Here is a 21,662-nt window from a genome sequence, read left to right as displayed (position 1 = left end):
GCAACTATCCGGCCGCCCGCCTTTTCGGAGACCGAGCCATGCGCCATCTCGTCCGTCTCGCCCTCCTGCTTGGCCTGACTGTCGCCGCCGGACCCGCTTTCGCCCAGAAGGCCTATGTCCGGCCCGATCTCGCCAGCGACGGCCAGCGCCTGGAGGAACGCCTGAAGCGCGAGGTCTCGGCCGGCCAGCGCCCCTTCGCCACCTTGCTTCGCGACGGCACCGCCGCCCTCTCCCGCGGCGATGCCCGCGCCGCCCTGCCGCTCGCCAACGCTGCCGCAGTCGCCGATCCCACCAATCCCGGCGGCTGGCGCCTGATGGCGCAGGCGGCCAGCGGCATCGAGCCGCGCGACTATCGCGAGCGCTACGAATTGCGCGAGCGCGCGGTCAGCGCCGCCTATCTCGCCTATCAACGCTCGACCTCGCGCAATGACGAGGCCTCCTCGCTCGGCGTGCTCGCCCGCGTCTTCGAGAAGCACGAGCTCTGGCGCCCGGCGCTGACGACCTATCGCCTCAGCCTCGATCTTTCCGACAACGCTTCGCTGCGCACCGACTATGAGGCGCTGCGGGCCCAGCGCGGCTTCCGCCTGCTCTCCAACAAGGTCGATTCCGACGCGGCGAGCCCGCGCGCCTGCTTCCAGTTTTCCGAGCCCCTGGCACGCAGCGGCGTCGATTTCGCGCCTTACGTCGCCATCACCGGCAAGGGCGATTTCGCCGTCAGCGGCGAGGATCGCCAGCTCTGCGTCGATGGCCTGCGTCATGGCGAGCGCTACGGCTTCGTCATCCGCCAGGGCGTACCCTCGGCCCTCCCCGACGAGAAGCTGCTGAAATCGGCCGATTACGAGGTCTATGTCCGCGATCGCGCGCCCTCCGTACGCTTCACCGGCAAGAACTACGTGCTGCCCCGCACCGGCCAGCAGGGCGTGCCGGTGGTCTCGGTCAATGCCGACAGCCTCGATCTCGAGGTGATGCGCATCGGCGACCGCAACCTGATCGGCTCGGTCCATTCCGACGACTTCCTCAGCCAGCTCGGCAGCTACAACGCCAACCAGATCGCCTCGGACAAGGGTTCGAGCGTCTGGAAGGGCACGATGGCGGTCAAATCCGAGCTCAACAAGGACGTCACCACCGCTTTCCCGGTGCTGGAGGCCGTCGGCCGGCTCCAGCCCGGCGTCTATGTGATGTTCGCCAAGCCGACCGGCACCACCAAAACCGCGAGCAGCTCGGACAGCGATTCCGACTACGACTACGATGGCACCACCCGCGCGACGCAATGGTTCGTCGTCTCCGATCTCGGCCTGACCTCCTTCTCCGGGCCGGACGGCGTGCATGTGCTGGTGCGCTCGCTTGCAGACGCCTCGCCCGTCGCCAATGCGGAACTACGCCTGATCGCCAGGAACAACGAGGTGCTGGCGACCGTCCGCTCCGATCGCGACGGCTATGCCCGCTTCGACGCGGCGCTCGGTAAGGGCCAGGGCGGCAATGCGCCCGGCCTCGTCACCGCCAGCCTGGCCGAGGATTACGGCTTCCTCGACCTGAAGCAGACCGCCTTCGACCTGTCGGATCGCGGCGTGAAGGGCCGGGTCGCCCCCACCGGGCTCGACGCCTTCCTCTACACCGAGCGCGGCGTCTATCGCTCCGGCGAGACCGTCTACCTGACGACGCTGCTGCGCGACGCCAAGGGCGCCGCCGTCGCCGGCCTGCCGCTGACCCTCGTCGTCCGGCGGCCTGATGGCGTCGAGTATCGCCGCCGCCAGGTCGAGGACCAGGGCGCCGGCGGACGCGCCCATTCGATCCCGCTGATCTCCGGCGCCCAGACCGGCACCTGGCGCGTCCAGGCCTATTCCGATCCCAAGGGCGCCGCGATCGGCGAGATCTCCTTCCTGGTCGAGGACTATGTCCCCGAGCGGCTGGAACTGACGCTCGCCCCGAAGAAGCAGGTGCTGCAGGCCGGCGAGCCGACCGAGATCGACGTCAATGCCCGCTATCTCTATGGCGCGCCCGGCTCCGATCTCGACGTCACCGGCTCGATGACCGTGCGCTCTGCCTCGGAGACCGCGATCCCCGGTTTCGCCGGCTACGAGGTCGGCCTGACCGACGAGGCCTTCGAGCCGCAGCAGAGCGAGTTCGAGGACGCCGCCAAGACCGGCGCCGACGGCAAGGTCACGATCGCCAACCCGGTCGCCCAACCCGAAACCAACCGGCCGCTCGAAGTCGAGTTGACCGTGCGCGTCGGCGAGCCTGGCGGGCGCGCCATCGCCCGCTCCGTCACCATGCCGATCGTGCCCAAGGGCGCCGCCATCGGCGTGCGCAAGGCCTTCAAGGAGGGCGAGCTCGGCAACGGCCAGACCGCGACCTTCGACGTGATCATGGCCCAGGGCGATGGCCGCCGTATTGCCCGCCAGGGTGTCAAGTGGACGCTGTCCAAAGTCACCCGCAACTATCAGTGGTTCTACCAGGACGGCCGCTGGAACTATGAGGGCGTGAAGACGACCCGCCGCGTCGCCGATGGTGAGATCGCCGTAGCCGAGAACGCCCCGGCCCGCATCGCCGCTCCTGTGCAATGGGGCAATTACCGGCTCGACGTCAGCGCCGATGGCGGCGAGGCGACCGAGACCAGCGTCTCCTTCAATGTCGGCTACGAGACCGAGAAGACCGCCGACCAGCCCGATGTGCTCGACGTCGCCCTGGACAAGCCGTCCTACGCCAATGGCGAGAGCATGCAGGTGCGCCTCACCCCGCGCTTCGCCGGCAAGGCGACGCTGGCGGTGATGAGCGACCGCGTCGCCGAGATCCGCACCGTCGACGTGCCCGCCAACGGCACGACCGTGACCATCCCCGCCAAGTCGGACTGGGGAGCCAGCGCCTATCTCGTCGTGCTCGCCCATCGCCCGATGGACACGGCCGCGCAGCGCATGCCCGGCCGCGCCATCGGCCTCGCCTGGTTCAGCGTCGGCAAGGAGGAGCGCAACCTCGCCATCGATCTCGGCGCGCCCAATCTGGTGCGTCCGCTCTCGACGCTGTCGCTCCCGGTCAAGGTCACCGGCGCCAAGGCCGGAGAGGAAGCCTTCATCACCGTCGCCGCGGTCGATATCGGCATCCTCAACCTGACCCGCTTCGAGAGCCCAGACCCGAGCAAATACTTCTTCGGCCAGCGCCAGCTCGGCCATGAACTGCGCGATCTCTACGGCTATCTGATTGACGGCATGCAGGGCGTGCGCGGTGCGATCCGCTCCGGCGGCGACGCCGCCCCGCAGCTCAATGGCGAGGCGCCGACGCAGGAGCCGCTGGCGCGCTATTCCGGCGTGGTCAAGCTCGGGCCCGACGGCACCGCCAAGGTCGATTTCGAACTGCCGGCCTTCAACGGCTCCGTCCGCGTCATGGCCGTGGCCTGGAGCGCCGGCCGCACCGGCCAGGCCAGTGCCGACGTCTTCGTGCGCGACCAGATCGTGGCACAGGCGACGCTGCCGCGCTTCCTGGCGCTCGGCGACCAGTCGCGCTTCCATCTGCAGATCGACAATGTCGAGGGGCCGGCCGGCTCCTATCTCGTCGATCTCGACGTCAAGGGCCCGGTCGTCGTCGCCGCCGACGCCACCCGCCGCAGCATGACCATGGCTGCCGGTGCCAAGAGCTCGCTGACGATCCCGGTCACCGCGGCCGGACTCGGCCGCGCCAGCTTCGACGTCAAGGTCACCGGCCCGAACGGCATCGGCACGGTACAGAACCTCGCCGTGCGCGTGCAGCCCTCGACCCAGACGATCGCGCGCCGCATCGTGCGCCCGATCCCGGGCGGCGGCTCGCTGACCGTCTCCTCTGACCTGATGGCCGATCTCGTGCCGGATTCCGGCGCGGTCTCCGTCTCGGTCTCGCCGGTCGCGGCACTGGACGTCGCGGCGGTGCTCGCAGCGCTCGACCGCTACCCCTATGGCTGCACCGAGCAGACGATCAGCCGGGCGCTGCCGTTGCTCGTCGTCAACCGGCTCGCCTCGATGCAGCAGCTGGCGCTCGACGGCAATGCCGACGAGCGCGTCACGGCCGCGATCGAGCGCGTACTCGCCCGCCAGGGCAATAACGGCTCCTTCGGCCTGTGGAGCGTCGGCGGCGAGGATCTCTGGCTCGACGCCTTCGTCACCGACTTCCTGACCCGCGCTCGCGAGCGCCAGTTCGCAGTGCCGCAGACCGCCTTCAACATGGCGCTCGACCGGCTGCGCAACCAGGTCGTCAACACCAGCGAGATCAACAAGGAGGAGGCGGCCGGCATCGCCTATGCCCTCTATGTGCTCGCTCGCAATGGCCGGCCGGTGATGGGCGATCTGCGCTATCTCGCCGACAACAAGCTCGCTGATTTCGCCTCGCCGCTGGCTCGCGCCCAGATCGGCGCCGCGCTCTCGCTGCTCGGCGACCGCACCCGCGGCCGCGCGGCTTTCAGCAGCGCGCTGGGGACGCTTCAACAAGCCAGCGACGATGGCCTGTCGCGCGCCGATTACGGCTCGCGGCTGCGCGACGGCGCCGGCATCCTCACCTTGATCGCCGAGAGCAATGGCGAGCGCGCCGATCTCTCCCGCGCCGCCGACATCGTCCAGAACGCCCGCCAGAACGCGCGCTACACCTCGACGCAGGAGAACATGTGGATGGCGATGGCCGCGGCCGCCATCGCCAAGGATGCCGACGGCCTGACGCTGACCGTCGACGGCACCGAGCGCAAGGGCGCCCTCTACCGCACGATCCCGCAGGCGGCACTGGAGGCGAAGCCGCTCGTCATCGGCAACCCCGGCACTGCCTCGGCCAATGCGGTGATCACCGTCTCCGGCATCCCGTCAACACCGGAGCCGGCGCTGAACCAGGGCTTCGGGCTGGAGCGCACGCTCTTCACCATGAAGGGCGAGCGGGTCGATCCTTCGCGCCTGCGCCAGAACGAGCGCTATGTCGTCGCGCTCAAGGTGACCGAGCCGGCGGCGCGCTATGGCCGCCTGCTGCTGGTCGATCCCGTCCCGGCCGGCCTCGAGATCGAGAACGCCAAGCTGACCGAGGGCGCCTCGGTCGAGGGCCTCAACTGGCTGAAGCAGGAGGTCTCGCCGGTGCATACCGAAGCGCGCGACGACCGCTTCGTCGCGGCCTTCCAGCGCAGCGGCGGCAAGAACGATCCGCTGAGCTACACGGTCGCCTATATCGCCCGCGCCGTCTCGCCCGGTCGCTATGTCGCGCCGGCGGCGGTGATCGAGGACATGTACCGGCCGGATCGCTTCGGCCGGACGGGCTTCGGCACGATCGAGATCACCTCGGCAAGGTGACGGCGATGCCAGGCTCTCACAGCGCAGGCAACGCGCCCCTCTCCCCCCTTGTGGGGGAGAGATGGAGAGGGGGGTAGTCAGCCGTGCGGCCGGGAATGGTCCAGGGCGATGAACCCGCTCACCCAGTCACCCCCCTCCCAAACCCTCCCCCACAAGGGGGGAGGGCTCCCGCACTTATCGGGAAATGGGCTTTGCGCGGTACAATCGCGGCAGGGCTCTCCGTAATCGCCACCGCCGCCTCCCTCTTCTGGTACGCCTCAACCCTGCCCCCGATCGACTTCGCCGCTGCGCGCGATCGCTCGACGGTGGTGCTCGACCGCGAGGGCAAGCTGCTGCGCCCCTTCGTCACCAGTGACGGGCGCTGGAAGCTGCCGGTCGAGGCCGACGACGTCGATCCGCGCTACCTTTCCATGCTCAAGACTTTCGAAGACAAGCGCTTCGACGACCATGCCGGCATCGACCCGCTTGGCGTCGTGCGGGCGGCCGGGCAGATGCTGGCGAATGGCCGCATCGTCTCCGGCGGCTCGACCCTGACCATGCAGGTCGCCCGCCTGCTCGAACCGCGCCAGGAACGTTCGCTCTCCGCCAAGCTCAGGCAGGCCGTCCGCGCCATCGAACTCGAGCAGCGCTTCAGCAAGGCGCAAATTCTCGACCTCTATCTCACCCTCGCCCCGTTCGGTGGCAATCTCGAAGGCGTGCGCGCCGCGAGCTTCGCCTATTTCGGCAAGGAGCCGAAGCGGCTCTCGACCGCCGAGGCGGCGCTGCTTGTCGCCTTGCCGCAATCGCCCGAGACGCGTAGGCCCGACCGTTTCCCGGAGATCGCGCGCAAAGCTCGCGAACGCGTGCTCGCTCGCGTCGAAGCGGCCGGGCTCGCGACACCGGACGAGGTCGCCGCCGCGCGCGAGGAGCCGGTGCCGACGGCGCGCAAGCCCTTCCCCAATCTCGCCCCGCATACAGCCGAGCAGGTCGTCGCCGAAGCGCCGGAGCAGCGCAGCCAGCGCCTGACCATCGAGGCGCGCTGGCAGGCGAGCCTGGAGCAGCTCGCCCGCGAGCGCGCCATCGGCCAGGGCCCGCAGCTCTCGATCGCCATCCTGGTCGCCGACAACGAGACCGGCGAGATCCGCGCCTCGATCGGCGGTGTCGATTATTTCGACGCCGGGCGCGCCGGCTCGCTCGACCTGACGCAGGCGCTGCGCTCGCCCGGCTCGGCGCTGAAGCCCTTCATCTACGCGCTCGCCTTCGACAACGGCCTCGCCCATCCCGAGACGATGCTGGAGGACCGGCCGACCCGCTACGGCCTCTATGTTCCCGAGAATTTCGACCTCGGCTTCCAGGGCATGGTCAGCGCCCGCAAGGCGCTGCAGCTCTCGCTCAACCTGCCGGCGGTCGAACTGCTCTCGGCTCTGGGCCCGCAGCGCTTCCTGTCGCGCTTGAAGGATGCCGGCGCCGCAATCGCGATGCCCAGGGATGGCGGCGCACCCGGCCTCGCCATCGGCCTCGGCGGTCTCGGCATCACGCTCTCCGACCTGACGCGGCTCTATGTCGGCCTCGCCCGCGGCGGTGAGGTCGTGCCGTTGCGTGTGAAGCCGGCGAGCGGCGTGGCCGAGCCGCCCTTGCGCCTCGTCGAGCCGGTCGCCGCCTGGTATGTCGCCGATACCTTGCTCGGCGCGCCGCCACCGCTCAACGCTCCACCCGGCCGGATCGCCTACAAGACCGGCACGTCTTACGGCTATCGCGATGCCTGGGCCGTCGGCTTCGACCATAAGCACACGATCGGCGTCTGGGTCGGCCGGCCTGACAACGGCGCGGTGCCCGGCCTCGTCGGGCGCGTGGTCGCGGCGCCGATCCTGTTCGACGCCTTTGCCCGCATCGGCCTCGATCCGCGCCCCTTCGTACAGCCGCCCGGCACCATTACCGCCAGCAGCGCAACGCTGCCGCCGCCGCTCCGGCATTTGCGCCAGGACGTGCCCAAGACGGTCACCGCGCTGGCGACGCCCGGCCTCAAGCTCGCCTTCCCGCCCGAAGGCGCGAAGATCGATCTCGCCGCCTCCTCGGTCGACGGCGCCCCGCAGCTCAACCTGAAGGTCTCCGGCGGCGTCGCTCCGTTTACCTGGCTGATCGACGGCGCACCGGTGATGGCGGCAGTGAAACGCCGGGAGGCCGCCTGGCAGCCGCCCGGCAAGGGCTTTGTCCGGATATCCGTGATCGACGCAGCCGGCGCCAGCGAGAGCGTCTCGGTCCGGCTGCAGTAGCCCCTCACTCGATCTTGACGCCGCTCGCCTTGATGATCGGCGCCCAGCGTTCGATCTCTGCCCCGACGAAGCTGCGCAAACCGGCCGGTTCCTGCAGTTCGGCCGAGGGGATTTCGGCTCCGAGCTCGTTGAGCTTGGCCTTGACCGTCGCATCGGCTAGCGCCGCCTTCAGCGCCTGGTTCAGCTTGGCAACGACCGGCGCCGGCGTGTCCTTCGGCGCGAACATCGCGTTCCAGACCTCGACCTTGAAGCCGGGCACGCCGGCTTCCGTGCTGGTCGGCACGTCCGGCAACGCCGTCGCGCGGGCCGTCGAGGCGACCGCGAGCGTCTTGATCGTACCGGCGCGGTGCTGCGGGGCAACGTTCACCGCCTGGTCGCAGAGATAGTCGACCTGGCCGGCGACGAGATCGTTCATCGCCGGGCCGGTACCGCGATAGGGCACGCCGTTCGGCTTCACCCCGACGACGGTGTTAAACAGCAGGCAGGTGGTGTGGCTGACCGAGCCGACACCGGCATGGGCATTGCTCGCCGCTTTCTCGTTCGCCTTCACCCAGCTGACGAACTCGGCAAGCGTCGTGCTCGGGTGAGTCTTGCGCACGGTCAGGAAGATCGGATTGGTGTTGACCAGCCCAACCGGGGCAAAGTCCTCGACCGGCCGGTATTTCAGGTTCGGGTTGAGCGAGACCGCCGCGGCATGCGTGCCGGTATGGCCGATCAGGATGACATGGCCATCGGCGGGCGCGGTCATCAGGCGCTGCCCGGCAAGCGTGCCGGCGGCGCCGACCGCGTTCTCGATGATCACCGGCTGGCCGAGCGTGCGGCTCATATGCTCGCCGACGAGACGCCCGACCACGTCGGTCGGCCCGCCCGCCGCGAACGGGATCAGCATGGTGACCGGCTTGCTCGGGAAGGTCTGCGCCTGCGCGATCGAGCTCGTCATACAGGCGGCGAGCGCCGCAGCCTTGAGCCAGAAGCCAACCTTCATGCCGTTCCTCCCGTTCAGATTACGGACGGCTGCCTGAATTCTCGCTCATTGGGCGCCGCCGCCGGACGGGTTAGCGTCGGGCGGCGGTGAAAGCGAATAGGGGTTTCCGCTATGGGCTATCCGGATATCCTCTACCCGGAATCGCCGATCATTCCGCCGGCTGCGGATGTGCCTCCGTCGGAGCATGGCGCGAGCCGTGCTTGGTCCGCGCCATGTAGCTGTAGGCCACCGGCACGACATAGAGCGTGAGCAGCGTGCCGAAGGTCATGCCGCCGACGATGACCCAGCCGATCTGCGAGCGGCTCTCGGCGCCGGCGCCTTCCGCCAGCGCCAGCGGCACGGCACCGAGCACCATCGCGCCCGTCGTCATCAGGATCGGACGCAGGCGCAGCTCCGCCGCCTCGACCAGGGCATCGACGAGCTCCCGGCCCTCCTCGCGCAGCTGGTTGGTGAATTCGAGGATCAGGATGCCGTGCTTGGTGATCAGCCCGACCAGCGTGATCAGACCGATCTGGCTGTAAACGTTGAGCGTGCCGCCGGAGAAATAGAGCGCCGCCAGCGCGCCGGTGATCGAGAGCGGCACCGAGACCATGATCACGACGGGATCCACGAAGCTCTCGAACTGCGCCGCCAGCACCAGATAGATGAAGCCGAGCGCCAGCAGGAAGACGAGCAGGATCGAGGAGCCCGACTGCTTGAACTCGCGGCTCTGGCCGGAATAGTCGGTCTGGAACGAGGTCGGCAGGACCTTGGCGGCCCCTTGCTCCAAGACATTGAGTGCATCGCCGAGCGAATAGCCCGGCCCCGGCACCGCCGTGATCGTCGCCGAGCGCAGCTGGTTGAAGCGGATCAGCTCCTTGGGCGCGACGTTCTCCTCGACCTGGACCAGGCTGGAGAGCTGCACGACCTGACCGCCGCGGCCGATCAGATAGATCGACTGCAGGGCCTGGGGCGTGTTGCGGTCCTGACCGGCGACCTGCAGCATCACGTCGTACTGCTTGCTGTTCATGTTGAAGCGGGTGACCTGGCGCCCGCCCAGCAGCGTCTCCATGGTGCGCCCGATCACGTCGACGCCGACGCCGAGATCGGCGGCGCGCTGGCGGTCGATCGAGACCTTGATCTGCGGCTTGTCGAGGATGAGGTTGCTCTCGATGTTCGTCAGCGCCGGATTGCCCTGCACCTCGGCGATCAGGCGATCGACGTTCTGCTTGATCTCGGCATAGCTGTCGGAGGAGCGCAGCACGAACTCGACCGGCTTGCTGTTGGCGCCGCCCTGGCCGAGCGAGGGCGGATTGGTCGCGAACAGGCGGATGCCGGGGATCTGCGACAGCCCCTTGTTGATCTCGGCGACGAGGTCCTGCTGCTTGCGGTGGCGCTCTTCCCAGGGCTTGAGGCGCGCAAACGCGATCGCCCGCGTCACGTCAGGGAAGCCGACGATGACGAGATAGGTGTCGACCTCCTGGATCTTGCGGAAATAGTCCTCGACCCGCCGGGCATAATCGGCGGTGAAGGCCATGGTCGCGCCCTCGGGCGCGACGCCGATCGCGGTGATGGTGCCGCGATCCTCGACCGGCGCGAGCTCGGAGCGCAGATTGGTGAAGAAGAAATAGCTGCCGCCGGCGACGCCGAGCGCCAGCAGCACGATCACCGGCCGGACACTGAGCGCAAAGCGCAGCGAGCGGCGATAGCCGCTGGCGAGCGCCTCGAAGAAGCGTTCAAGCGCATTGTAGAGGAAATTGTGCTTGCTCTCGTGGCGCAGCAGCTTGGCGCACATCATCGGCGTCAGCGTCAGCGCGACGAAGCCGGAGACCAGCACCGCGCCAGCGAGCGTCAGCGCGAACTCGACGAAGAGCTTGCCGGTGCGCCCGGTCGAGAACGCCATCGGCGCATAGACCGCGACCAGCGTCAGCGTCATCGCGACAACCGCGAAGGCGATCTCGTTGATGCCCTTGATCGCCGCCTTGTTCGGTTCCATCCCGTCCTCGATATGACGGTGAACGTTCTCGAGCACGACGATGGCGTCGTCGACGACGAGGCCGATGGCGAGCACCATCGAAAGCAGGGTCAGCGTGTTGACGGTGAAACCCATCGCATACATCACCGCGAAGGCGCCGATCAGCGACACCGGGATGGTGACGAGCGGGATCAACGTCGCCCTCATCGAACGCAGGAACAGGAAGATGATCAGCACGACGAGGACGACCGCCTCGCCGATCGTCGAATAGACCGCCTTGATCGAGCGATCGATGAAGATCGAGGTGTCGTAGGAGGTCGCGATCGACATGCCGTCGGGCAGGTCCTCGCGAATGCCCGGCAGCGCCGCGACGACGCCGGCGGAGACGTCCAGCGGATTGGCCGTGGCCTGCTTGACGATACCGATCGTCACCGAAGGCTGGCCGCCGAACCAGGCGGCATTGCGCTCCTCGCGCGCGCCGAGCTCGACCTTGGCGAGATCGCGCAGCTTGACCGGGAAACCGCTGGCGTCCTTGACCGTGATCTCGCGGAACTGCTCCGGCGTGATCAGGCTTGTCTGCGAGAGCACGGTGAATTCGCGGTCGTTGCTCTCGATCCGGCCCGACGGGATCTCGATGTTCTGGGCGCGCAGCGCTCCCTCGATCTCCTGCACGGTGATGTTGTAGGCAGCCATGCGGGCACGATCGAGCCAGATGCGCATGGCGAACTGGCGCTGCCCGAGGATGCGGACCTCGGCGACGCCGGTGATGTTCTGGACGCGGTCAGAGATGAAGCGGTCGGCGAAGTCGGTCAGCTCCAGCGGCGAATGCCGCTTGCTGGTCAGCGACAGATACATCACCGGCTGGGCGTCGGCCTCGACCTTGGCGATGATCGGCTCGTCGATCTCGTCGGGCATGCGGCCGCGCACGCGGCTGACGCGGTCGCGCACGTCGGAGGCGGCGACGTCGGGATCGACGTCGGGGCGGAAGCGCACCGAGATCTGGCTGCGCTCCTGGCGGCTGGTCGAGTTGATGATCTCGATGCCTTCGATGCCGGCGATCGAGTTCTCCAGGATCTGCGTGACCTGCGTCTCGATGATCTCGGCGCTGGCGCCGCGATAGACCGTCTGCACCGAGACGATCGGCTCGTCGATGTTCGGATATTCGCGCACCGTCAGGCGCGTATAGGAGACGAAGCCGATCAGGACGACGAGCAGACTGAGGACGGTCGAGAGGACCGGCCGGCGGACGAAGAGCTCGAACAGGCTCATTGCTGCGCGTTACCTGGCTGCACGACACCCGGCAGCGCGCTGGTCTGGACCGCGGCCTTTTCCTTGATCGCCACGGCCGAGCCGTCGCGCAGGCGCATCTGGCCGGCGGTGACGATCTGCTGGCCGGGCTTCAGCCCCTTCACCACCTCGACCTTGCCGAGCAGGCGCTTGCCGAGCTCGACCGGCATGCGTCGCGCCTTGCCGCCCTCGATGACGAAGACCGCCTTGCCGACGCCATCGGGCACGACCGCGGTCTCGGGCACGAGCAGGGCGTTGTCACGCTTGTCGACCACCACGGTGACGCGGGCGAACAGGCCGGGCTTCAGCACGAGGTCGCCATTGGGGATGGTGGCGCGCAGCCTGACGGCGCGGCCGTTGACGTCGACCACCGGATCGATCGCGAAGACCTGCCCGGTGAAGGGTCGGTCGGGCACCGCATCGACCTTGAGCTGGATCGGCTGGCCGACCTTGAGCTGGGTCATGTAGATCTCGGGCACGCGGAAATCGACCTTGATCGGGTCGATATTGGTCAGTGTGATCAACTGCTTGCCGACCGAGACATAGTCGCCGACGCCGACCGCGCGCAGGCCGACCACGCCGGTGAACGGCGCCTTGATCGTCGCCAGAGCCAGCTTGGCCTGGACGAGCTGGATCTTCGCCTCCTGCGAAGCGAGCTGCGCCGTCGCCTGCTCCAGCGCGACCTGAGTGCCCGAGCCGCGCTGCACCAGCGAGCGGTTGCGGTCATGTGTGTCGCGGGCGAGCGAGAGATCGGCCTGGGCCTGCTTCAGCTCGGCGTCGAGCATGGCGGTGTCGAGCATGACCAGCTTCTGGTCCTTGGCGACCTTCTCGCCCTCCTTGAAGCCGAGCGCAACGACGCGGCCAGCCATTTCGGGAGCGATCACCACGGATTCGTCGGCGGCGAGCGTGCCGAGAGCCTCGACCTCCTCATTGACGGAGGCGAGCTCAATCGCGCCGACCTCGACCGGCACGCCGGCCGCCTGTCCGGGGCCGGTCGCTTGCGCCTGCGCCTGCTGGCCGCCGCCCTTGAAGTGGTTGCGGTAGCCGTAATACCCGCCACCCGCCAGCCCGGCGATCAGGATAAGGAGGAGAAAACGCTTCATCAGGCTGGACGCTCCGGGAGTACGGACATATTCTAGACTGGACGGTCTAGTTTGATAAGCACCCTTTAAGGGCGGAAGCGTGACGGAATGATCAATGCACGGACGCGGTAGCGCCACCGCTGCAGAAGCAAGACCGATGCCGGCCGAAAAATCACGGCCGGATAAACATGACGCGATCACCAGGGCCGCGTCGGAGACGTTCCTGGCCGAGGGCTTCGACCGCGCCAGCCTCGACCAGATCGCCCAGCGCGCCGGCGTCTCCAAGCAGACGATCTACAGCCATTTCGCCGACAAGCAGGCGCTGTTCCTGGCGATCTGCAGCGAACTCACTGAAAAACTGACGATTCCGCTGCGCCAGCCGGCGAGCGAAGCCGGCGATCTGCGCACCATCTTGCTGCGTCTCGGCGAGGATGCGCTGGCGATGATGCTGCATCCGGCCTCGCTCGATCTGCATCGCCTGATCGTCGGGGCCTCCGCCCGCTTTCCCGAATTGGGACAGGCGGCGTACGAGGCTGGGGCAGGCCACATGATCACGGAACTCTCTGCCTTGCTGGCGCAGCGATCACGATCGGGTGATGGCCTGCCGCGGCCGCTGGCCCGCGAGGAAGCGGACCGGCTCGCCGAGCAATTCATCGGCATGCTGCGCGGCTTCCATCAGGTCCGCGGCCTGCTCGGCATCGCGCCCGTTCCCGATACCGAGCGCAGGGCCTATGTCGCCGCCTGCGTCGATCTGCTGCTGCGGGCGGCCTGACGCGCCGCCTTTTGCCGGCCGGCGCGGACCTCATGGTTGACGGTCTATGACCGGCCCTCCACCGTGATCGTCCCGGAATGCGCCTCCTGTCACGGCGCTGTCATCTGCCGCCGATACCGCATCATTCCGCAATCGCGGGAGAGTGTTGATGCTGCGTATCGAGGGTCTGACCAAGCGTTTCGGCGGCAAGGCCGCCGTCGACAACGTCACCCTGTCGATTCCGCGCGGCGAGATGGTCGGCATCATCGGCCGTTCGGGCGCCGGCAAGTCGACGCTGCTGCGCATGCTGAACCGCCTCGCCGACGCCAGCGAGGGCCGCATCCTCAGCGAAGAGCGTGACGTCACCGCCCTGCGCGGCGCGGCGCTGCGGGCCTGGCGACGCGACACCGCGATGATCTTCCAGCAGTTCAACCTGGTCGGCCGCCTGGACGTGCTGACCAATGTCCTGCTCGGCCGCCTCAACCACCGCTCAGCCGCGCTGACCCTGGTCAAGAGCTTCTCGCAGGACGACAAGGTCCGCGCCATCGCCGCGCTCGAGCGCCTCGACATGGGCCATCTGCTCGCCCAGCGCGCCGAGACGTTGTCCGGCGGCCAGCAGCAGCGCGTCGCCATCGCCCGCGCTTTGGTGCAGGAACCCAAGATCATCCTCGCCGACGAGCCGATCGCCTCGCTCGACCCGCGCAACACCCAGGTCGTCATGGACGCGCTGTTCCGCATCAATCGCGAGGACGGCATCACGGTGGTCTGCAATCTCCACCATCTCGACATCGCCGCGAAGTACTGCGACCGGCTGATCGGCATGGCCGCCGGCAAGGTCGTGTTCGACGGCCCGCCGCACGCACTGACCAGCGAGCTCGCCGCCGAGCTCTACGGCATCGAGGCCAAGGATGCCGGGGCGGAGGCGCTCGACGCGCTCGACGCCATCGCCAGCCAGGAAGCCAAGCGCGCCAAGCAGAACGCCGCCTGAGACAGCCGGCGGCGCGCCCGGGCCTGCCCTTACGCCTGACCTTTCACCACCGATCTTTCCAAAGGAGCACCACCATGCTGACCCGCCGTCATACCCTCACGCTCGCCGCGGCCGGCCTCGCCGCGACGCTCGCCGCCCCGGCTTTCGCCCAGGACTGGAAGGCGAAGTATCCCGAGCTCGTCTTCGCCATCATCCCCTCCGAGAACGCCTCGGGCGTGGTCGAGCGCTACACCCCCTTCGTGAACTATCTGGCCAAGGAACTCGGCACCAAGGTCACGCTGCGCATCGCCAACGACTATGCCGCGATCATCGAAGGCCAGCGCGCCGGCAACATCCATATCGGCATGTATGGCCCGGCCTCCTTCGCCCGCGCGCTGATGACCGGCGCCAAGGTCGATGCCTTCGCGATCGAGACCAATATCGATGGCACCAAGGGCTACTATTCGGTCTTCTACGTGAAGAAGGACTCGCCCTATCAGAAGATCGAAGACCTCAAGGGCAAGAATCTCGGCCTGGTCGACCCGAACTCGACCTCGGGCAACAATGTGCCGCGCTTTGCGCTCGACGGCATGAAGATCGAGCCTGAGACCTTCTTCGGCAAGGTCGTCTACACCGGCAGCCACGAGAACGCGGTCATCGCGCTCGGCCAGGGTACCGTCGACGTCGCCGCCAATTGGTGGAACGACGAGCAGGAATCGAACCTGCTGCGCATGGACCGCAAGAAGATGGTCAAGGCGGAGGATTTCCGCATCATCTACAAGTCCGAGCAGATCGTGAACTCGCCGATGGCTTATCTCAGCGACCTCCCGGATGCGCTCAAGGCCTCGATCCGCGACGCGGTGCTGAACCTCGCCACCAAGGACAAGGCCGCCTTCGACAAGATCTATGAAGGCAAGCAGGGCCCGCTCGTCGCCGTCGACAACAAGGCCTACGACCCGATCATCGAGCTGAACAAGTTCGTCGACGCTCTCCGCAAGAAGAAGTCGTCGTAAGCATGCGCTCCCTCCCCTCTCCCGGATGGGAGAGGGGCCGGGGGTGAGGGACCGCCCTCACCGCATCATTCTCGACATTGGGGCGGCCGCGCCGCGCTCTGGCGTTTACCCGCAGGCCCTCACCCCTGCCCCTCTCCCACCCGGGAGAGGGGTTCCCCGCGCCTCTTTCGGCCAGGGCATATCCCATGACACTCGCGATCGATCGCACCGATCCCGCCATCGCCGCCCATGCCGAGCTCTATCGGCGCGAAATCGCAAGCAAACGGCGACAGACCCTGCTCGGCGCCGCGATCTTCATCGCCTGCGTCGCCCTCGCCGCTATCGGCTCCGAGGTTGATCTTGCGAAATTCGCCGCCAACGCCTGGCGCTTCCCGAAATACATCCTCGAGACCATGCCGACGCTGCGCTTCGCGACGTTCGGCGCCGATCTCAAGGAATGGTACTGGGGCCTCAATGGCTGGCTGAAGCTGCTCTGGCAGACCTTGCTGATCGCCTATGTCGGCACCGTGCTCGGCGTGATCGGCGGCTTCCTGCTCTGCTTCACCGCCGCCAGCAATCTCGGCCGCTTCCCCTGGCTGCGCTGGGGCACCCGCCGCTTCCTCGAATTCTGCCGGACCGTTCCCGAGATCGTCTTCGCGCTGATCTTCGTCATCGCCTTCGGGCTCGGCCCATTGCCCGGCGTGCTCGCCATCGCCATCCACACCATGGGCGCGATGGGCAAGCTCTTCTCCGAGGTGGTCGAGAACATCGACATGAAGCCGGTCGACGGCCTGACCGCGACCGGAGCCGGCTGGTGGCAGACCATCCGCTTCGCGGTGGTGCCGCAGGTGCTCTCCAACTTCGCCAGCTATGCGCTGCTGCGCTTCGAGATCAATGTCCGCGGCGCCTCGATCATGGGCTTCGTCGGCGCCGGCGGCATCGGCCAGGATCTGATCGAGGCGATCCGCAAGTTCTACTTCACCGATGTCAGCGCCATCCTGCTGCTGATCATCGTCACGGTGATGCTGATCGATTACGGCACCGAGCGCCTGCGCCATGCGCTGCTCAGCCTGGAGCATGGCAAATGACGCTCGCCCTCTCCGCGGCCGACCGCGCCGCGCTGGTCGCCCGCCACAAGGCCGCGATCGACGGCTCGCTGAAGACGAAGCTCACCACCATCGCCGTCGTCGGCGGGCTGGTCGGGCTCTTCCTCTACGGGCTGACGACCCTCGAGACCTCGCTCTGGAAGATCATCGCCGGCTTCGCCAATCTCGGCACCTTCGTGGTGCTGATGCTGCCGCCTGATCCCGGCTCGTTCGCCCGCGCCGTCATCTTCGTCAAGGCGCTGTTCGAGACCATCGCCATCGCCTTCCTCGGCACCATCCTGGCGGCGATCCTCGCCTTCCCGCTCGGCTTCCTCGCCGCCAAGAACGTCGTCGCCAACCGCGTCGTGCATTTCCTGGCGCGCCGCTCGATGGATACGGTACGCGGCGTCGATGCGCTGATCTGGGCGCTGATCTGGGTCAACGTCGTCGGCCTCGGCCCCTTCGCCGGCATGCTCGCGATCATGACCAGCGATCTCGGCGCCTTCGGCAAGCTGTTCTCCGAGGCGATCGAATCGGCCGACCGCAAGCCCGTCGAAGGTGTCGCCTCGGTCGGCGGCGGCAAGCTGCACGAGATCCGCTTCGGCCTGATCCCGCAGGTGCTGCCGGTGATCGCCAGCCAGGTGCTCTATTACATCGAGTCGAACACGCGCTCCTCGACCATCATCGGCATCGTCGGCGCCGGCGGCATCGGCCTCTACCTCGCCGAGACCATCCGCACGCTCGAATGGCAGCAGGTCTCGTTCCTGATCCTGCTGGTCCTGGCGGCGGTGACCGCGATCGACTTCCTCTCGAACAAGCTGCGCTTCGCCATCATCGGCAAGCGGGCGATCTGAAACCCTCATTCGTCATGGCCGGCGCAATATGCCCCGGCCATGATGCGAGATTGCCAGCCTGATCCGAGACCTGTGCGATTTCGCATAATCTCAAGGCCATATCACACATCGTGATGCGCAATCGCACAAGCTATCTCATCGGCATCCAAACTTCGGAGCAAGCCGATGACCCCGATCGACCTCTACACCTACCAGACCCCGAACGGCCACAAGGCCTCGATCATGCTCGAGGAAACCGGGCTGCCCTACGCCGTCACCGTCATCGACATCGAGGCGGGCGAGCAGCACCGGCCGAGCTTCCTGGCGCTCAACCCGAACAACAAGATCCCGGTCATCGTCGATCACGACCATGACCGCACCGTCTTCGAATCCGGCGCGATTCTGCTCTATCTCGCCGAGCGTTCCGGGATGCTCCGGCCGAACGGCGCGGAGGCGCTGAGCAAGACGCTGCAATGGAGCTTCTTCCAGGCGGCGCATGTCGGGCCGATGATCGGCCAGCTCTGGCATTTCAAGGTCTTCGCCAGGGAGACGCTGCCCTACGCGATCGAGCGCTATGAGCGCGAGACCGCCCGCATCCTGCGTGTCCTCGACGGCGAACTGGCCCTGCGGCCCTATCTGGTCGAAGCCAGCTACGGCATCGCCGACATCATGGTCTGGCCCTGGATCAACGCCCTGCCCAAGCTCGGCGTGAGCCTGACCGACACCCCTCATCTCAAGCGCTGGCACGAGACGATCTCGGCCCGCCCCGCCGTGCAGCGCGGCCTTGCCGTGCCGGCGCTCGCGCACGCCGAAGCCTGAGCGCATCGCTCCCGACAGGATTTCGTCATGGATACCCTCTTCATTCCGCTCTCCCTCGCCGCCGGCGGCCTGCTGGCGGTCCAGGCCGGCGCCAACGCGCAATTGTCGAAAGCGACGGGGAGCCCCTTCGCCGCGACGACGATCCAGGTCGTCCTCGCCGCACTCCTCCTGCTGATCGTCGCGATCGCAACCGGCACAGCAGCAGCCTTCGGGGGACTGCGGGCCGTGCCCTGGTGGCACGCCATCGGCGGCGTCGCGACGGCGCTCTATGTCGCCTCGACCATCCTGGTCTTCCCGCGGCTCGGCGCCGTCGTCGCGGTCGGCCTGTTCATCGCCGGCCAGATGCTGGCCTCGCTCGGGCTCGACAGCTTCGGACTGCTCGGCGTGCCCCAGCAGACGCCCAGTCCGGCAACCCTGCTCGGTACAGCTGCAGTGCTCGTCGGCGTGATCGCGATCGTCTTCGGCCAGAAAGGCGCGACCAAGGAGCTTTCCGGCTCCAAGCTCGGCTGGATGCTGCTCGCACTCGTCGCCGGCGCGGTTCTGCCGGTGCAGGGCGCGATCAACGGGCTGCTCCGACAGGATCTCGGCGCGCCCTTCGTCGTCGGCGCGATCAGCTTTGCGGTCGCGACCCTGTCGATGATCGCGGTGCTGCTGGTGACGCTGCTGCTGATGAACGGCGCCAAGCCCCAGCTCGGCGGCCTCAAGACCATGCCGTGGTGGGGCTGGATCGGCGCGGTCTGCGGCGCGACCTATGTCACGACCGTCTTCGTCGCGATCCCGGCCATCGGCACCGCCGCGACCGTCGGCCTGACCGTAGCCGGCCAGCAGATCGTCTCGCTCTTCGTCGATCGTTACGGCTGGTTCCGCCTGCCCCAGCGCGAGATCTCGACCCTGCGCTTTGCCGGCGTCGTCGTCCTGCTGCTCGGCGTCGCCGCGATCAAGGTCTTCTGACCTTCAGCTCTCTGACGGCGCCGGCGTGGCGCCGTCCTTCCCATTCCAAGGAGACATCCATGTCCTGGTTGCTGCTCACCGGAGCGGGCCTGCTCGAAATCGTCTGGGCGATCGCGCTGAAGCAGGCCGGCGGCTTCACCCGCTTCTGGCCGAGCCTGATCGGCATCGTCTCGGCGGTCGTCAGCTTCATCATGCTCTCGCTGGCGCTGAAGCAATTGCCTGTTGGCACCGCCTATGCGGTCTGGGTCGGCATCGGCGCGCTCGGCGTCGCGCTTGCCGGCATCGTCACTCTCGGCGAAAGCGCCTCGCCCATGCGCCTTGGCCTGCTCGCGCTGATCCTGATCGGTGTGATCGGCCTCAAGCTGGTCGAAGCGTAATTCTCAACCGGAAGGCGTGGCGTCGCCCTCCAGCAGGGCGCGGCGCTTGCGGAAGGCGCCATAGGCGAAATCGGTGAAGGCGCGGACGCGCGCCGCGGCGCGCAGATCCTCATGGGTCAGGATCCAGAGCGCCGTCTCCATCTCGGGAAGCGGCCGGCGCACGCAGGCCAGGGCCGGGACGCTGTCGCCGAGATAGCAAGGCAGCGCAACCAGACCCACGCCCGCTACCGCCGCGTGCTGCATCGCCAGAAGCGAATCGGCCCGCAGCACGATCTCGCTCTTCGGCAATTTCGCCCGCATCCAGCGCGCCACAGAGGTGCCGGCGAGCGTGTCATCCGGCCCGACCCAGCGATGCTCGGCGAGGTCGGCATGATCGTGCCGCGCGAGATAGGCAGGCGCGGCATAGATCGCGAAGGCGATCTTGCCGACCCGGCGCCCGACCAGCGTCGCCGGCGGATTGTCGGCAGTACGCAGGGCGATATCGGCATCGCGCTTGGTCAGGTTGAACATCAGGTTGGAGACGGCGACCTCCAGGGCGATGCCGGGATGGGCCTCGCCGAACTCGGCCAGGATCTCCGGCAGGATCGAGCCCATCAGCGTGTCGGTCGCGGTGATCCGAAGCGTGCCGGAGAGGCGCAGATCCTGCCCGGCGATCCGGCGTTCGAGTTCGGTGATGGTGCCGGAGATGCTGCGCGCCGCCGCGACCAGCTCCTCGCCGCCAGCCGTCAGCACATAGCCGGTCGGCAGGCGCTCGAAGAGGCGCAGGGCCAACTGCTGCTCGAAGGCGGCGATGCGGCGCAGCACGGTCGAATGGTTGACTCGCAGTTCGCGCGCCGCGCCGGCGAGCGAGCCGGCCTCGGCAACGGCGAGGACATAGCGCAAATCATCCCATTCGAGCGCGGCCATGAGCCCTCTCGCGAGGCATTGCGGATCAGGCGACGCCGAGCGCCAGCAGATCGTGGACATGGACCAGGCCGACCGGCCTGTCATCAGCATCGGCAACGATCAGCGCGGTGACGCGCAAGCGATTGACCATCTCCAGTGCCTCTGCGGTGAGCGCGTCCGGCGCGATCTTGCGCGGGTCCCTGGTCATCACGTCGCGCGCCAGCCGCCCTCCCCAGCCGGCGCCGTGCTTGCGGCGCAGGTCGCCATCGGTGACGACGCCGGTGAGCTTGCCGTCGGCGTCGATGACGACGGCGCAGCCAAAACCCTTGGCGGTGATCATCGAGACGACATCGGCCATCGCCGCGGTCTCGCCGACGACCGGCAGGCGCTCGCCGGAATGCATGATGGTGGCGACGGTCTTGAGCTGCGCGCCGAGCTTGCCGCCGGGGTGGTAGACGTAGAAGTCCTGGCGCGAGAAGCCGCGTGCTTCGAGCAGCGCGACGGCGAGCGCATCGCCCAGCGCCATCTGCATCGTCGTCGAGGTCGTCGGCGCGAGCCCGTTCGGGCAGGCTTCCTGCGCCTTCGGCAGGACGAGCGGGACATCTGCCTCGCGGCCGAGCGCGCTGTCGCGATTGGCGGTGATCGCGATCAGCCCGACGCGAAAGCGGCGGGTGTAGCCGACGATTGCCGAGAGCTCGACCGCCTCGCCCGACCAGGACAAAGCGATCACGACATCCTCGGGCTGGACCATGCCGAGATCGCCATGGCTGGCCTCGGCCGGGTGGACGAAATGCGAGGGCGTCCCGGTCGAGGCGAGCGTCGCCGCGATCTTGCGGCCGACATGGCCGGATTTGCCCATGCCGGTGACGATCACCCGGCCCGAAGAGGCGCGGATCATCTCGACGGCGGCAGCGAAGGGTTCGGCGAGCCCGTTGCCGATCGCCTGGTGCAGGGCATCGAGCCCGGCGCGTTCGGTGGCGATGGTGCGAAGGGCGGAGGCGCTGATGGTCGCGGTCATGGAGCGCGCCTCTAGCACGGCGCGAGCCCCTCTGGCCACCGGCACCGGCGCATTGACGCGGCATTAACCCTCTTCGTTCTAACTCCATTAACCATGCGCGCCGACCCGGCGCGGATATGTCTTTGCCTCGCCGGAG

15 protein-coding genes are annotated in these 21,662 nt (G+C 67.7%); 10 read left to right on the top strand and 5 right to left on the bottom strand.

What is annotated here, in order from left to right; genetic code table 11:
• Positions 1 to 38 precede the first annotated feature (38 nt).
• Both VGV58_RS03240 and pbpC read left to right on the top strand, forming a co-directional pair.
• Positions 39 to 5,288: an alpha-2-macroglobulin family protein gene (locus VGV58_RS03240; protein WP_326872536.1), complete on the top strand. Its 5,250-nt coding sequence runs from the start codon at positions 39 to 41 to the stop codon at positions 5,286 to 5,288.
• A gap of 95 nt (positions 5,289 to 5,383) precedes the next feature.
• The gene (pbpC, locus tag VGV58_RS03235) at positions 5,384 to 7,540 is read left to right on the top strand and encodes a penicillin-binding protein 1C (RefSeq protein WP_326872535.1); all 2,157 of its coding nucleotides are present in this window, start codon (positions 5,384 to 5,386) and stop codon (positions 7,538 to 7,540) included.
• A 4-nt stretch (positions 7,541 to 7,544) separates the two neighbouring features.
• On the opposite strand, the gene VGV58_RS03230 is transcribed toward pbpC, so the two are convergent.
• From VGV58_RS03230 to VGV58_RS03220, 3 genes are all read right to left on the bottom strand, one after another.
• On the bottom strand, positions 7,545 to 8,525 hold the full coding sequence (locus VGV58_RS03230; protein ID WP_326872534.1) for a tripartite tricarboxylate transporter substrate-binding protein: 981 nt from the start codon (positions 8,523 to 8,525) through the stop codon (positions 7,545 to 7,547).
• A gap of 148 nt (positions 8,526 to 8,673) precedes the next feature.
• Entirely contained in the window at positions 8,674 to 11,748 is a 3,075-nt protein-coding gene (locus tag VGV58_RS03225) for an efflux RND transporter permease subunit (protein ID WP_326872533.1), read from the bottom strand.
• Complete coding sequence (locus VGV58_RS03220) at positions 11,745 to 12,869, bottom strand: efflux RND transporter periplasmic adaptor subunit (protein ID WP_326872532.1); 1,125 nt, start codon at positions 12,867 to 12,869, stop codon at positions 11,745 to 11,747. The genes VGV58_RS03225 and VGV58_RS03220 overlap by 4 nt, the downstream gene beginning before the upstream one ends.
• A gap of 136 nt (positions 12,870 to 13,005) precedes the next feature.
• Between VGV58_RS03220 and VGV58_RS03215 the strand changes: the two genes are divergently transcribed.
• The 8 genes from VGV58_RS03215 (at position 13,006) to VGV58_RS03180 (ending at position 19,623) form a co-directional block, all read left to right on the top strand.
• Positions 13,006 to 13,620 (top strand): TetR/AcrR family transcriptional regulator, encoded by a 615-nt coding sequence (locus VGV58_RS03215; RefSeq protein WP_326872531.1) that lies wholly within the window; start codon positions 13,006 to 13,008, stop codon positions 13,618 to 13,620.
• A gap of 148 nt (positions 13,621 to 13,768) precedes the next feature.
• Complete coding sequence (gene phnC, locus VGV58_RS03210) at positions 13,769 to 14,587, top strand: phosphonate ABC transporter ATP-binding protein (protein ID WP_326872530.1); 819 nt, start codon at positions 13,769 to 13,771, stop codon at positions 14,585 to 14,587.
• Between the two features lie 74 nt (positions 14,588 to 14,661).
• The gene (phnD, locus tag VGV58_RS03205; RefSeq protein WP_326872529.1) at positions 14,662 to 15,579 is read left to right on the top strand and encodes a phosphonate ABC transporter substrate-binding protein; all 918 of its coding nucleotides are present in this window, start codon (positions 14,662 to 14,664) and stop codon (positions 15,577 to 15,579) included.
• 185 nt (positions 15,580 to 15,764) lie between these two features.
• A complete protein-coding gene (phnE, locus tag VGV58_RS03200) occupies positions 15,765 to 16,646 on the top strand; it encodes a phosphonate ABC transporter, permease protein PhnE (protein ID WP_326872528.1) in 882 nt (293 codons plus the stop codon).
• Positions 16,643 to 17,497, top strand: coding sequence for a phosphonate ABC transporter, permease protein PhnE (phnE, locus tag VGV58_RS03195; RefSeq protein WP_326872527.1), 855 nt, complete (start codon positions 16,643 to 16,645; stop codon positions 17,495 to 17,497). The genes phnE (VGV58_RS03200) and phnE (VGV58_RS03195) overlap by 4 nt, the downstream gene beginning before the upstream one ends.
• A gap of 165 nt (positions 17,498 to 17,662) precedes the next feature.
• Positions 17,663 to 18,295 carry a glutathione S-transferase family protein gene (locus VGV58_RS03190; protein WP_326872526.1) on the top strand — a complete coding sequence of 211 codons (633 nt, stop codon included), beginning with the start codon at positions 17,663 to 17,665 and terminating at the stop codon, positions 18,293 to 18,295.
• Positions 18,296 to 18,322: 27 nt separating this feature from the next.
• Positions 18,323 to 19,246, top strand: a complete 924-nt coding sequence (locus tag VGV58_RS03185; protein WP_326872525.1) for a DMT family transporter — start codon at positions 18,323 to 18,325, stop codon at positions 19,244 to 19,246.
• 59 nt (positions 19,247 to 19,305) lie between these two features.
• Complete coding sequence (locus VGV58_RS03180; RefSeq protein WP_326872524.1) at positions 19,306 to 19,623, top strand: DMT family transporter; 318 nt, start codon at positions 19,306 to 19,308, stop codon at positions 19,621 to 19,623.
• Between the two features lie 3 nt (positions 19,624 to 19,626).
• On the opposite strand, the gene VGV58_RS03175 is transcribed toward VGV58_RS03180, so the two are convergent.
• Entirely contained in the window at positions 19,627 to 20,529 is a 903-nt protein-coding gene (locus VGV58_RS03175; RefSeq protein WP_326872523.1) for a LysR family transcriptional regulator, read from the bottom strand.
• 25 nt (positions 20,530 to 20,554) lie between these two features.
• Positions 20,555 to 21,526, bottom strand: a complete 972-nt coding sequence (locus tag VGV58_RS03170) for a KpsF/GutQ family sugar-phosphate isomerase (protein ID WP_326872522.1) — start codon at positions 21,524 to 21,526, stop codon at positions 20,555 to 20,557.
• Positions 21,527 to 21,662: the final 136 nt, after the last annotated feature.

The organism is Allobosea sp. (genome assembly GCF_035944895.1).
Classification (GTDB): domain Bacteria; phylum Pseudomonadota; class Alphaproteobacteria; order Rhizobiales; family Beijerinckiaceae; genus Allobosea.
This window is presented reverse-complemented; position numbering and strand designations above follow the sequence as displayed.